Origin of the sequence: Tenacibaculum aiptasiae, assembly GCF_008806755.1 — a bacterium.
Lineage (GTDB): Bacteria > Bacteroidota > Bacteroidia > Flavobacteriales > Flavobacteriaceae > Polaribacter > Polaribacter aiptasiae.
The window spans coordinates 64,061-77,211 of record NZ_WAAU01000021.1; the positions used below are offsets into that span (position 1 = coordinate 64,061).

Consider the following 13,151-nt stretch of genomic DNA (forward strand, 5'->3'; position numbering starts at 1 on the left):
GCAAATACTTACATAATTCATTACTAGTATAATTCTTTTTTTTAGCTATATTCGAATGCTTAAAAAATTTAATTGCTATTTTATTACCCCAAAGTTCCGCTTAGCTAGACATTTTAGACAAACAACAAGGGCAATATTACGCATATAAATAAGTTTTCGGTAATTTGAAATGAAAACACTCAATCAAATAGAAAGAATTAAAATAAAGTTGCGACTAGCTAAAAATACAGACTCTTTTCTTGAAGTATTTGGAGCTTCTTCACATAAGTATATCTTGAATTCACCCTTGAATATGCAAGAAGTAAATAATTTCGAAAAAAAATATAATATAACTCTTCCTAATAACTATAGAACATTCTTAACTGAAATTGGGAATGGTGGATTAGAGAATAAAAACTCTGTTGTAGGTAATTCAGGAGCAGGTCCTGATTATGGGATTTTTAAATTAGGTCATCCTTATCATTTTATTGTAGAACCTTCTCTAAAATATCTTGAAAAAGAGCCTTTTTTTAACGAAAGTACTACACAAGATGAATGGAATAAAATCTATGATAAAATGGATAATAATATTTCAAATGAAGATTATGATAAAGAAATAGCAAAAGCCTATTCTGGAATATTAAATATAGGCTTCTCTGGATGCTCTGGCTATTTAGGTATTATCTTAAAAGGAAAAAATAAAGATCGAATTGTTCATACTTATGACGAAATAGAATATTGCCCTCATTTTTCAGAAGAAATTAATTTTTTAGATTGGTATGAGAATTGGCTTGATACAATTATATCGGGAGAAAGTATTATGCGTATGGATTCTAATATAAGTGAACTTACAGAAGAATACGTTGTAAATCAATTTATTTCAGATATTTCTGATGATTATTGGAAATTTAGAAGATTAGGTGAATTAAGAAGCTTTAAAGCATTATCCAATAATTCTATAAAGAAACTTAAAGAAAAGTACAAAAACACTCAACAAGTAGATCAAAAAAATTGCATACTGAACTTCCTAACCAAGTATGATTATGATAATTCAATTGAAGAAATTTCAAAATTAGCAAAAGAGTCTCCTTTGGCTTTTTTAAGAAATATCCATTTGTATAATAAAGATAAATCTAATGAGTGGTTAAATGAAATTAATAAACTTAGAGAAATAGACAATTCAGGAGTATTAGAATATATTGAATTTGTAACTGATTCAGATATAAAAACTATTGCCAATAATGTGCGTAAATAATAGTAATCTAAGTGATAAAATGAAAGTATAACCATAAAATAAAGGCCAATTCAAAATCGAAAATTTTGTGAATAGGTAAACCATTTGAAAAACTATGTGTGACCGAACAGAAAAACTAGAACTATGTGCTTGTTCTGATATGAATAAAAACAAAATTCAGGAACTATATTCTGACGAAATAAAACGTTTAGACAAAAAAGAATTCTTGAAAGTTATCAAGTGGAGGTTAAACCGATTTTTAGGTACAGAATGGAACGGAATGGACGGTTTAATGATTACTCCTTCTCAAAACCTGACTAATGAATTAACTGAAAGCCTCATACTACATGAACTAAACAAACAAAATTGTTTCGATTTCGAATACCAGCCAAACGAAGGAGATAATCTGATTTTTGAAATTGGCTGGTTATTTAACAAAAGAGGAAAAAAAGTTAAACGTGAATTGGAATATAAATACTCTTCCTATATTTTTAGAAACGGAGAATGGAAGTCTGATTATTATAATCCCTTTTATGAAAAAACTGAAATAATAAACGAAGGAATACTAAAAAAAGCTATGTAAAAACACCTAGTCAAATAAATTGAATAAACAAATTGCAACTAATTAATCTATCTTAATAATGACTAATAAACTGATAAAAGAAATTCTTGAAGAAAAAATAGAATGTAGCTTAGACGATTTTAAAGAAATTGAAAATCCTTTTTTTCTTTTCAATGAATTATTGAATCACTTAAATAATTTTGACTTTGATAAATTTAAAAAAGACTTAAAAGCAGAATTTATTAATGGATTAGAATTATCACTTGAAAGATATAAAAATAATGAACAGCCAAAAATAAATGGATATTTAATAGAACACAATAATCATTTTACTTCTGGCTCATTGGCTAATACTTATGGAGTAACTTTAAAAGAGGAAGACGGAGATTTATCTACCGAATATACTAATGTTTTTCATGAAACCATTGGTCCTATGAGCTTGACCTTATCTTTTTTAGATCAATTAGAAAAGTTGAGTGATTATGAAACTAAATATTCTAATTTATTTAACACTGAGGTGTTCTGTAATGAAATTGATGGGTATGATGATTTCATTTCAATATATTTTACTAGAGGATACTTAGCAATTCATGAAGTTCTAACAGAACTATATAATGATAAGTTTTTTGAAAAAATTAATTTTGAAGACAAATTTGTGTTTTTAATTGGACAACATGATATGAATAATGAAGAAATAATATTCTCTAACCAATAAACTCCTCTTATATATTGGAATAATGATAACTAAATGAAATATAAAAAACTATTTATCGGAATTTTGATTTCTTTTGTATTGACTTCTTGTGATTGTTGGTTAACCATTGATGGAAAAGTAATTGACTCAGACACAAAAGAACCGATTGAAAAAGTAAAATTAGAATTCTTAAACGTGAGAAGTACAGAAATTATAAATTCTACCGTTTCTTCAGAAGAAGTTAATCGAATTTTCTCAACAGATTCAATTGGACTATTTGTTATGAGCTCAGATAATTAAGGATTATGTCCAAATGTTGAACCAAAAATAAAATTATGGAAAGATGGATATAAAACAAAGCAATTCACAGTCAAAAAAAATATTGAACAAAATGAATTAATTATTGAATTAGAAAAAGAATAAAAATATTGAGCAACAATGTCTATTCAACCAAGCTTGTTTCGCTGTTTAATCACCAGTACCTATAACCAAATTCTTTTTTAGCTATATTCGAATACTTAAAAAATTTAATTGCTACTTTAAATTCTATACCCCCAAAGCTCTTCTTAGCCAAACATATTAAACAAATAACAAAAACAACATTTCGCATATAAACAAGTTGTAAACAATTGAATAAATGATAAAATCTAATCCATTTAGAAAACTAGAGGAAGCATGGGAAAAGACGGAAAAAGGAGTTAAATTAAAATATCCAATTTTCCACCATGACCCAAATATTCCTGATGACCCGATTATAAAAAGGACTATTGAAGAAGTAATTGTAGACATTGACTTCTGGGGATGGGAAGGAAATAAAAATGATCGAATTGTAGATAGTACTGGTAAAGTTTTCATAGCTAAGTTCGAAAAGAAGAATGGACATACTCTATTTATAATACCAACTGAATTTCAATCCGGAGTTTTTCCAGATGAAGTTGAACGAACTATGGACATTGAAGAAATAAAAGGATTAATGATTTCTGGAATTGAAAGAAATGCGATAAGAATCAAAGGAGATAAAGATAATTTGAAAAAGGAGATTAGTTCAATGAATTCAATTGAAGAAATATTAAACACTTATGCAAAATATTTTTGAAAAATAAAAACCTCAACTAAGCTTACCTAGACATATTAGGTAACAACAGGAACAATATTACGTATATAAACAAGTTGTACACTATTATGAAAAAAATTATAATCATATTAACCCTTGGTTTTTCACAAATTATATTTTCTCAAAAAGTGTGTGATATATCCAGAGAAATATCAAAACAATTTTACATAAAAAAGGATACAACAAGTACAATAAAGCAACTTAAAGAATTAAAAGGTAATTTAAACGATGAGGTAAATATTCGTGTAGATTTTGCTTTAGCATCAATTTATTATAACCTCAATAAAAAGGAATTAGCAAAAACTCTATTTGAAGAGATACTTTTAAAAAAAGAACTAACTCTTAAAGATTTAACTTTTTGCGAATCAGACTTTTCAGAAGATTTATACTATCCAAATATTTTATACTCTCAAAGGAATTGGGAAATACGAGTTAAGTCTTTGGAATATCTATCTAAAATAGAATTCGAATCTAAAAACTATAAAGAAGCATTGGTAAAGTTAGATTTATCTTTAGCAGAAAAAAGAAAACATAATAAAAAATATACATGTGGAAACCATGCTTATAGAGATATCATAATATTCGAAAAAAACAGGTTTAGGATTCTTAAAAAAATGGGACTGGATAGTCTAGCAAATTCATATGCTTCCAAAGTAATGTTTATGCCTTATAACAATGATTTTTTATTTGATATAGTAAATAGTTTAGAAAAGGAATATCCTAATGTAAATATTAAAGGTGAAATTTTAAATAGTATATCTAAACTCAAAAAAGACTCTATCATTATAGATGGTATAAAGCTTAAAATGAATTTTTTTAAGCTATTTGATAAAGAAATTGCTGTTTTTTATCCTTATTCGGAAGATAAAATTGAAATTCATGATTATATTTCAAAACGATTAAATCAAATGAAATAAAAACAGTACACAACACCTCCTAAACTACATCAAAACGCCGCTTAGTCAAAACGTTGGGGGGACATTAAAAAAACTATGAAAAACCTATTATTAATAGCAGCTTTCTTTACACTTGTTTTATCAAGTTGTAGACAACAAAACGCCTTGAATATTAGCGACTATGTTGACCATTGGGAAATCAGCACAACATTTAAGACATACAACAATTCAACTATTAAAATTGATTCTATTGAAAATGAATATAAAATAACAGACGGGTACAATCAAGTACTTATCGTTACAACTGAGAAAAACCCAGTATTCAAACAAGGAAAGGAACTAACAGACTTATACAGTACTAAATCTCTGCTCATTGAACTCGATACTTTAGATAATTCAATAACAGCAGAAACCCCTTCTCATTCTCGGTTGTTTCGACAATTAATTGCTTTTTCTCCTGACTATGGAATAACTCCATTAGATAAAGGCGAAAAAATAACATTTATACGGAAAGACAAAAATATTTGGATAGTTGAATCTGATATTTACGACTTTACATTTAACGGACAACTTGATTTTTCGACTGACCAGTCGTGGACGAACACTATAAATAACTATTAAAAAAATAACCTCAACTAAGCTTACCTTTTTTTTAGCTATATTCGAATACTTAAAAAATTTCATTGCTATTTTAAGTTGTATAAAAACACCCTAAAACTCCGCTTAACCAAACACACTAAGTAAATACACACATAAATTGTAGTTCATAATAATGAAAGATGACAAAAAAATTGACGAAAATATAATTGGATTTTTTGCGAGTTTTGACATTGGCGATAATGACAAAGAGTTAGTCAAGAATTACTTATGGGGCGACAACGGACTGAAAAATAAACTCGCTCATTTGAAATGGAATAATTACGGACATGGATTGGAAATAATTTTATTTAAGGTTTACGTAAAACCAATCCCCTATTTGAGAAAAAACTTGAGAGGTATAGAAAATTATAAACCAAAAGAAAAATCAATTGCAGTACCTATAATTCTTGACAGAGATAATTTCTTTAAATTATCTGAAACCGACCAACAACTATTTTTTACGGAAACGATAGTTGAAAAACTTGGTCTTGTAAAATCAAAAGTAAAACGGAATAAATTAAACTTTAACATTTCACTACTAATAACTGATGTAAAAACATCACTGAATTACAAAGAATTAGAAAAAAAATCAGCAACTAACAATGTCTATAATTCATTGTGGCAAAGAATTATAGAAAAGTTTAATTTATAACTGAATTTTGGCTGAATAATCCTTCGAATGACTCCATAGCAAAATCATAGCTCAAACATCAACAAAACACCCCAAAAAAACAACTTCAACAAAGCTTATCATTGTATTCGGCTATCCGTATCTACAGCCAAATTCTTTTTTTTAGCTATATTCGAATACTTAAAAAATTTCATTGCTATTTTACTAACCCAAAGTTCTGCATAACCGAACACATTAGGTAAACAATAGGAACAATACTCCTTATATAAACAAATTGCTCCCAATTAAAATGAAAAAACTTTTAGAAAATATTGAAAAGGTAGAATTCACTACAGGTAATAACTTCAGTTACGACTTGGATAGAGAATTCAAACTTATTGCTTCTAACCTTGAACCTATTCAAAAAGAAAATTTAAAGGCGGACTTTAATCAATTTTTAGCAAAAGGAAGATTTACCATACTTAATACATTTGGTGGTGGAATTCTATTCTTAAAGGTGCCAGAGCCTATTGAAAAGATTAAAATTGAAGCACGTCCTAAATTTAAGGATTTCGAAGCATCAGTTCTATTTAATTCTAAGCGCAGAAGACCTGAAAATATTAAATACAAACCTAATGCTAGAGTAAAAGAAACTACTCTATGGAACGTTGAGTTAATATTTCCTGATTTTTTCTCTTATCAAAAAGAAATTCAAAAAGCACTACTTCTCATTATTGGGAAGATAGTAAAACGGATTTGTGAATACGGACAAACCAATTTCGCCTATATGAAAATAGAAAATGATTTTGAGATAGAATTACTCATCGATAATCAAATTGAGTCAAAACTTAAAGTTCAAATAAATTAAAAGTAATTAGAAATGACTAAAAACATAGAGCAAATAATCAAAGAACTCTATCCTAAAAACGCTGATTCTTTTATTGTTTTTTTTAAAGAAGAATTACCTCAGCATTTCAAACAATATAGAGATATTAAAGGGTATACTCCAAACTGCAATCTCTTAAAATCATTATTCGTATACTCCCTAAAACAAGTAGATAGTATAAAGCTAACAAAAGATGATAGCCCCTATTATTTTATGCCCGAATTACCATATGCTTTTGATATTGTAAAAGCAGATTTATTAGGATGGGCTCCTTGTCAAAGCTTTAGTATATTGAGTGAATTAGATAATATTGGAGTTGAGGGAATAGGTGGTAATTTCTTCACAAACTTTTCTTCTCTAGACGATTCAATATATTACATAGGAAAAGAATTTGATGGAATAAGCAAGACTTATGATAACTTGACTAGCTTGATAAACAAAACTAAAAAAACAGAAGAATTATTCCACTTAATTGATTTAGAATACAGTTGTTTATATAAGACTTTCCAATATAAAGAAGACGCTTCAAATCTAGAAACTAATGGATTGTTTTTGGATAATGATATTCTAAATATTTCTCTACAAATTTATACTGAATATTACGATGATGAAATTGACATGAACTTCTCTCTTGACTTCTTTTCTTCTTATATTGAAGATAAAAAAAGTGATTATTACAAATATGATAATGTAATTTCTATTATTAATAGTAAGCTTCTAGTTGCGTTTTATATATTATATTTTTCTGGTGAAAGAAAACTTCTAAAAACATTATTGGAGAAGACTAAAAGTGCTAAAGGCCAACAAATAAAATCTTTTCAATCTATGTTTAGTTCAATCCTAACAAAAGACGATAATATCAAAACAAACATTAGGATAACTAAGATATAAAGTGAATAATTTCAGAGTGTATTTGATAAAAATTGCAACTAACCACACACAAAACCATTAAACTCTAGACATAGACAGCTAATGAAACTATTTAAAATATTTACAAAAGAAAAAGAAGAACCCATAAAATGTAATCGCTGCGAAACCGAATATAACGGAATCCTCTTATGTTTTGGTTCTGAGCTCCCAGATTATTACTACGCTATTCCTCCCAATGAAATTAAAGAACGTGTGGAATTGGAAAAGAGCTTGTGTGTTATTGACAAAACCCATTTCTTTCATAGAGGTCGAGTAACTATTCCAATAATAGATTTTAAAGAAGATCTTTATTTTGATATTTGGACTTCTATAAGTCAAGAAAACTTTAAAATCAGAATGGATTGTTGGAATAGTGAAAACAGAAAAGATTTCGGACCATATTTTGGGTGGATTCAAAATCAAATCCCAACCTACGAAAATACGATTAACATAAAGTCAATTGCTATTGAACAAGATGCTGGAGTTATCCCTGAAATTGAAATTACGGAAGAGAATCATCAATTAGCTATTGACCAAAAGAATGGAATAACATATCAAAAGGCTATGGAAATTGTTAAGTTTATTAGTCAATCAAACAACAAATAAATGGATATTAAAAGCCTAAATATGGAACCAAATCCATTGAGTGATAAAATAATTGAAATCGGAAATACTCCTTTCAAATTATGGCTTGAATTTGAAGTGACAAGTCCTTGGGATGATGTTGAAAATGATTTCGCAAACATTGGAGTTAACACATTAGACGGAAGAAGATATGGGATTAACGTTTGGACATATAAATTCCTTGAAACTGCAATCAAACAAGATGAAAAAAGCGGAGAAAATGCAAATGGACTTTATCTAGCACCACCTGATCTTTTTGTCAAAGAACTAACTAGAGAATGTATTGAAAAAACAATTGCTGATTTATTAGAGAAAGGAAATTTAGAAGAAGAACTTAATACCTCAATTTTTGTATTGGACTATCTTCCCCCCTATTGTGATGCAATGGAAATGGAGGAAAAAAATATTGAAGCTCTAATGAATGAACTCAAACTTGAGTTACCTGAAAATCATTTATTACAGGATAAGAAAATTGAATTAATAGCAAGAAAAACTAATAATGATGACATTGTGTTGGAACTGGAAAATGGAAATATTGCAGTTGTTCATTTGACTTGGAAATCGAAAAGAGAAATTGACGGATATCCAATAACAAGAATTTATAAAGACAAAATGGAGTTTTGGAGTCAAGAAATGAAACTTGACATTATGGAGTTTAAAGCTTAAAGAACTAGTAATTATTTTTAGTTATTTAAACACCTAAAACTCCACATTTAAACAAGTTAACATTAATGAAAATGAAGAAAATAATTTTAATTATACTATTAATATTAACATACAGTCCTTTTTATGGACAAGAGATTCTATATGTTAGTGCTGACAATGGTTTAATAGTCAGAGAAGAGCCTAATAAAAACTCAAAAAGGTTAGGTAAATTCAAATATGCTGAGAAAATTGAAGTTCAAGAAAAAACCGGTATTAAATTTTCGATTATTGACAATGGAGAAAAAATAAATGGCTCATGGCTAAAAGTTCAGGGAATTGCGGATGAAAAACCGATAAACGGTTATGTTTTTAGCGGATTTTTGATAGATAGAGTTCTAAAAAAACGTTTAGAAATAAAGTTTGATGGATTTATAGTTGAAATAGACAACATTCAACTTATGGGAGATTTAGTTGCTTTAACAAAAGTTCAAAAAGACACCGCTAAATTGAGTTTGGATTTATCTGGTACACCCGAAAACAAATTCTTTAAAATCATTCAGAAAAAATATAAGAAAGTAGAAGTTTTTCAACGACACGAAAATACTATAACAATAATGGACGAAGGTCCTCATTGCGATCTAACTGAATGGAAACATTTCTACTCTGAATGGAAAAAATTGCCCTATGATAAAATCAAAAATTCATTTAAAACTTTTGAATACTCAAGTAAAGATTGGGAAAAATTTATTCCCGTAAAGATTAGTGAACTTAAAAATGCTGTGGACAAGTTTTGTGGACAAAGATGGGCTAACTTGGTAAAAAATATTAAAAAGACAAATGAATATCCAAGCGGAGTTTCAATGAGTAGAATATTTCTAAAAGTTATCTTGACTGATAAAAACAATCAGATTACTGAAAAAATCATTGAATTTGAAATTCCTATGGGATGTTAAAGAACTAAGCATAGCAATTTGTATAGCACGTTAAAGAAATGACAGAATAGGATTTTACATTTGGACTAAAAGAAAAGAAACTGAATGTCAAATCTCAATTTTTAATATTATTGGATCTGTAATCTTCACGGTAATTTTGATTTCATTAATTGTCGTAAGACTAATTTAAAAAAGATATAGACAAAAAACTAACTTAAAAAAAGTACTCGATAAAGAATATTAAAATGACTGAACAAGAAGCAAAAGAACTTTTAAAACACCATAGTTTTACCCATGATAATTATTCTCATCCTAAAAGCGAAAATGGATTTTTAGGCATGTTAAGACCTTTCAACGGTGAATTAATTGAATCTAATTTTCATGAATTAATGTCTATTTTAAAAGTTTTAAAGAACAGCTTTTATAAAGAAAATATTGAACGTGAATTAATTTCAAGCTTTTGGGGAATTTGTCATTTTAGTAAGGCCTGGGGTGTTGAGGAAGATGGAATGCTAAGACGAAACAATCTTATAACCGAAAAACAAGTAGAACTCTTGGCTGATTGGATAGACTGTATATCCTATGCTGTAATGAATCTTTTAGAAGGAGCAGACGAAGAAGCTTTTGAGAGCTACAAACATTATTTAGAAAAGAAAACGAACGCATAACATTCACAAGCAACTACTCGTTCTAGCCTACTTCTAAAAGTAGAAGCAAATTCTTTTTTTAGCTATATTCGAATATTTAAAAAATTTAATTGCTATTTTAAATTCTATAAAAACACCTAAAGCTCTGCTCAACCAGACACATTCAACAAATAACAGGAACAAAGTTCCATATATAAACAAGTTCTGTTTAATTAAAAGATAATCTGAAATAAATTAAATAAAACCTTATGGTAGGAGAATTAATAACAAAATACAATGTTTCTGACTGGTTTTACTTAAATATAGACAAACAAACATTATTAAAACGATATGACTGGATCAATATTTATATACCTGACATTAACTTAAATTACCCATGGGCAGTCATAAATGATATTGAAAGATTATTTTATCTCTGCATATCTTTTGACTCTAAATCCGAAGTTTTAAAATGGTTTTCTGAAAATTCCGAACTCGTACTAATAGAATCTCATATAAAATTAGTTGATTTGTTTTCCTACCAGAAGATAGAATTAAAAAACAATATTGATTACCAAATAGAGGAATGTAACAATACTACGCTACTTAATTTTATAACTCTAATCCTAGAAAGATCTCTTTTATGGTATTCTCCTGAGCCTACTTGGCCAAGTAGTTTATATTCATATTTAGTTAAAGCTAGAAAAATTATCAATCATATAGATATGACCAAATTAAAACCAACAAATGATTTAGTATTAAAGGGAGAAGATCTTTTTGATTCTACTGATTACACTCATGTTTTTTATAAATTTAAAAATATTTGTAATCAAATTGATAAAGGCGAAATCTATTCAGATTTAACGACAATAACGAAACAAGCACATTTAACTTTAATTACTTCAATAAGGCTTAATCTTGAATACCAACATAATACTACTAAACTAACAGAAATTGAATATGAAAGAAAAATTGACGATATAATTAAAAGAGAAACTAATTGGTGTTTGAGGCAGCTAAATATGATTAGTAAAACTAAACACAATAAAACCTAAAAAACATTGCTTACGGATTTTCCTACCGAGAAAATATTCTGACACCCCAAATGTTTAAGTATATTTATAAACCAAAAGAAAAACTAATGCAACGTTTCTTAGACAAGACGTTGTATGACATATTTCGCACTAAAAAAAATGATATTTACCTCTGACAAGGATTATAAGTCAACCAAAAAAATAAAGCAAGGGATTTCAAGTATAAAAGATGAATTTGAGCCACTTGCGAAATGGATTGACAAAAAATATAATGTGAAAACATTGAATTTAATCTTCGATTTTATTGATAATAAAAAATCTAATCCACGACTACAAGTTTGTCTTGAATATGCAAAAGACAAAGGGAAATTTATAGACAATAGGACTTATAATTTTGACAAAAACAAGCAAAATGAAATTGCGAAAAAATTTGAAGAAATAACATCGAATTATGAATTGAAAAATAAGCCGAATTGGATTAAAAAACTGCTTGGACTAACTTATAATTCAAACAATCTATTTGTTTACTTCTCTGACTTTGAAACAATAGCAAAAGATGAAGCAAACGAAAACTTGCCCAATAAAGAAATCAAAAAATTGAAATCGGAAATAAATAATCCAGAAATATGGATGATTCACAGAAGATTTAATAGTGCTACCATTTTTTTATATACAGATGAGCAACTAAAGAAATATCAGGATTCTGAATTACATAAAAAATGGAATGAACAATATTTTGATATATTGAAAAAGTATGACGAATTTGGATATTTTAAGAAAAATTTTTATTCGGTTTTTCTGGATAGCAAAGAGAATTTTGACACAAATTATGAAAGTAACTGGTATTATTATTATAAATAAAAAACGGCATACATCAATATATAACCACAAAACACCTAAAGTTCCGCTTAGCCAAACATATTAAACAAATACCAAAAACAATATTCCACATATAAACAAGCTACCTACAATTAAAATGAGAACAAAAAAAGCAAAAAGATACGATGAGCAATTTGAACGGGAAATTGAAAAATCAATAGTTCGCTTCTCTGAGCATCTAATGTCAAACTCAAAATGGGTTCGTTTGATTGATAGACTCGTTGACAATTCGAATTGGATTGAAAAAATTGAATTTAAGAAAGTACAAAATGAAAAGATAGGCGAACTTTATCTTCAAGAAGGCACAACTTACGGATTTGATTATTGGCAAAATGGATTTGAGGGAATCAATTCGCTTGGAGGTTGGTTGGCTTTTAAAGAAATTGAATATTTGATTTTTCCAAAAGCGGTAACAAATGAACCTTCAAATGAACAATACTTAATAAGAATTCAAGAGTTAATAGAAAGTATAGGACAGTTTGCTCTTGATACCAATGAAGAGAGAATAAAATTGATTTGTTATCGATAGTAAAAAACAAAATTGAAGAAACTACTAATTATAAAGCCATGGATTATATTTCTGTCTATAATCGCTCTATCAATCTTTTCTGAAACAATTATTGGACCTACATTAATGATAATATTTTAAGAAATGAAGCACAGTAAGGAATTTGAACAACTATCAATGTATAGTAGAGAATCCGCAATTGAATTAGGTTGGAATTACATTTCATCTTATCATTTTCTAATTGGAATGCTTAAATTCGATAATCTCCCGAATAGAATATTTAAAAATCGGAATTGGGAGTTTGAACATTTATCAAAATTATTAGTAAAAGAAAAAGATGAATCAGTAAAAGGAAATTACTATTTGACAAAAGAATTGGA

The 13,151-nt window shown here is 27.9% G+C and carries 18 protein-coding genes; all 18 read left to right on the plus strand.

All coding sequences use genetic code 11. The annotated features are described in order from the left end of the window. The first annotated feature begins 169 nt into the window (after positions 1-169). Positions 170-1,234 (plus strand): SMI1/KNR4 family protein, encoded by a 1,065-nt coding sequence (locus tag F7018_RS11535; RefSeq protein WP_150900224.1) that lies wholly within the window; start codon positions 170-172, stop codon positions 1,232-1,234. 94 nt (positions 1,235-1,328) lie between these two features. After that, positions 1,329-1,796 carry a hypothetical protein gene (locus tag F7018_RS11540; RefSeq protein ID WP_150900225.1) on the plus strand — a complete coding sequence of 156 codons (468 nt, stop codon included), beginning with the start codon at positions 1,329-1,331 and terminating at the stop codon, positions 1,794-1,796. Positions 1,797-1,854: 58 nt separating this feature from the next. After that, on the plus strand, positions 1,855-2,490 hold the full coding sequence (locus tag F7018_RS11545) for a hypothetical protein (RefSeq protein ID WP_150900226.1): 636 nt from the start codon (positions 1,855-1,857) through the stop codon (positions 2,488-2,490). Positions 2,491-2,523: 33 nt separating this feature from the next. Next, positions 2,524-2,769: a hypothetical protein gene (locus F7018_RS11550; RefSeq protein WP_150900227.1), complete on the plus strand. Its 246-nt coding sequence runs from the start codon at positions 2,524-2,526 to the stop codon at positions 2,767-2,769. 337 nt (positions 2,770-3,106) lie between these two features. Next, the gene (locus F7018_RS11555) at positions 3,107-3,565 is read left to right on the plus strand and encodes a hypothetical protein (protein WP_150900228.1); all 459 of its coding nucleotides are present in this window, start codon (positions 3,107-3,109) and stop codon (positions 3,563-3,565) included. 86 nt (positions 3,566-3,651) lie between these two features. Continuing rightward, on the plus strand, positions 3,652-4,500 hold the full coding sequence (locus F7018_RS11560; RefSeq protein WP_150900229.1) for a hypothetical protein: 849 nt from the start codon (positions 3,652-3,654) through the stop codon (positions 4,498-4,500). Positions 4,501-4,575: 75 nt separating this feature from the next. Beyond that, positions 4,576-5,100, plus strand: a complete 525-nt coding sequence (locus F7018_RS11565) for a hypothetical protein (RefSeq protein WP_150900230.1) — start codon at positions 4,576-4,578, stop codon at positions 5,098-5,100. Positions 5,101-5,251: 151 nt separating this feature from the next. Further along, on the plus strand, positions 5,252-5,770 hold the full coding sequence (locus tag F7018_RS11570) for a hypothetical protein (protein WP_150900231.1): 519 nt from the start codon (positions 5,252-5,254) through the stop codon (positions 5,768-5,770). 268 nt (positions 5,771-6,038) lie between these two features. Further along, the gene (locus F7018_RS11575; RefSeq protein WP_150900232.1) at positions 6,039-6,596 is read left to right on the plus strand and encodes a hypothetical protein; all 558 of its coding nucleotides are present in this window, start codon (positions 6,039-6,041) and stop codon (positions 6,594-6,596) included. Between the two features lie 12 nt (positions 6,597-6,608). After that, on the plus strand, positions 6,609-7,505 hold the full coding sequence (locus tag F7018_RS11580; RefSeq protein WP_150900233.1) for a hypothetical protein: 897 nt from the start codon (positions 6,609-6,611) through the stop codon (positions 7,503-7,505). Between the two features lie 81 nt (positions 7,506-7,586). Beyond that, positions 7,587-8,129 (plus strand): DUF2199 domain-containing protein, encoded by a 543-nt coding sequence (locus tag F7018_RS11585; RefSeq protein WP_150900234.1) that lies wholly within the window; start codon positions 7,587-7,589, stop codon positions 8,127-8,129. 21 nt (positions 8,130-8,150) lie between these two features. After that, the gene (locus F7018_RS18485) at positions 8,151-8,813 is read left to right on the plus strand and encodes a hypothetical protein (RefSeq protein ID WP_175578718.1); all 663 of its coding nucleotides are present in this window, start codon (positions 8,151-8,153) and stop codon (positions 8,811-8,813) included. Positions 8,814-8,884: 71 nt separating this feature from the next. Then, positions 8,885-9,745: an SH3 domain-containing protein gene (locus F7018_RS11595; RefSeq protein WP_175578719.1), complete on the plus strand. Its 861-nt coding sequence runs from the start codon at positions 8,885-8,887 to the stop codon at positions 9,743-9,745. A gap of 224 nt (positions 9,746-9,969) precedes the next feature. Further along, on the plus strand, positions 9,970-10,392 hold the full coding sequence (locus F7018_RS11600; protein ID WP_150900236.1) for a hypothetical protein: 423 nt from the start codon (positions 9,970-9,972) through the stop codon (positions 10,390-10,392). 227 nt (positions 10,393-10,619) lie between these two features. Next, positions 10,620-11,405 carry a hypothetical protein gene (locus F7018_RS11605; protein ID WP_150900237.1) on the plus strand — a complete coding sequence of 262 codons (786 nt, stop codon included), beginning with the start codon at positions 10,620-10,622 and terminating at the stop codon, positions 11,403-11,405. A gap of 138 nt (positions 11,406-11,543) precedes the next feature. Continuing rightward, positions 11,544-12,245, plus strand: coding sequence for a hypothetical protein (locus tag F7018_RS11610; RefSeq protein ID WP_150900243.1), 702 nt, complete (start codon positions 11,544-11,546; stop codon positions 12,243-12,245). Positions 12,246-12,360: 115 nt separating this feature from the next. Beyond that, positions 12,361-12,792, plus strand: a complete 432-nt coding sequence (locus F7018_RS11615) for a hypothetical protein (RefSeq protein ID WP_150900238.1) — start codon at positions 12,361-12,363, stop codon at positions 12,790-12,792. 123 nt (positions 12,793-12,915) lie between these two features. After that, a partial coding sequence (locus tag F7018_RS11620) for a hypothetical protein (protein WP_150900239.1) occupies positions 12,916-13,151 on the plus strand: 236 nt, incomplete at its 3' end.